Source organism: Pseudomonas sp. 50_B, assembly GCF_017491625.1.
Classification (GTDB): domain Bacteria; phylum Pseudomonadota; class Gammaproteobacteria; order Pseudomonadales; family Pseudomonadaceae; genus Aquipseudomonas; species Aquipseudomonas danubii.
Window position 1 is genome coordinate 1 of record NZ_JAFGYX010000068.1, and the last position, 613, is coordinate 613.

At 54.8% G+C, this 613-nt stretch carries 1 protein-coding gene; it reads right to left on the reverse strand.

Annotation, left to right across the window (positions count from 1 at the left end; translation table 11 throughout):
* The coding region (locus J5M73_RS30925; protein WP_207816851.1) for a hypothetical protein at window positions 1-613 on the reverse strand (613 nt) is incomplete at both ends.

Sequence of the window (613 nt, forward strand, 5' to 3'; positions counted from 1 at the left end):
CCGCCACGCGGAGTGGGCGCGGAACATTTCCTCATCCTGCCGAGTGACGCGCCGCACCCACTTGCGTATTTCCTCTTCTGAAAACTGGAGAAATATTCCCTCTCCCCTCACTTCAGAAACAGGCACCCAAACGGGCTTGCTGCGGCCCAATGGCGCTCGCTGTGCATCTGGAATTTCACTCGGGTCCGAATAGTCACCAGGTGATTCGATTCGCGTGAATCCGGTTAGCGCCCGCACCTCTCGCAGACGCTCTGCGCGGACAACCTTTTCAAAATATTGTTCGTATCCGTGCGGCGCGACGACAGGGGTTAACTGGAAATCTCGCGTATTGGTGGCCGGGTCAGCGCTAACAAAGACATTCCACTCTGGCAATTTCAGGTTGCCATTTTCTTCATCAACCTGCACACCACTTTTCTTGCTTTCGATGGCATCCCATACAGCAGCGTCGCTATAGTCCTCGAGACCCTTCAGGTTTCCTACCGCTCTGAACGCACCTACAGTCTCCTTTGACGGAATATGCTGCAAAACCGCCCAGCGCTCCTCCACCAACTGCGGCAACTTGTCCACATGCATTGGGATTGACAGCGCTGACAGCGATATCCCAAACCAACTG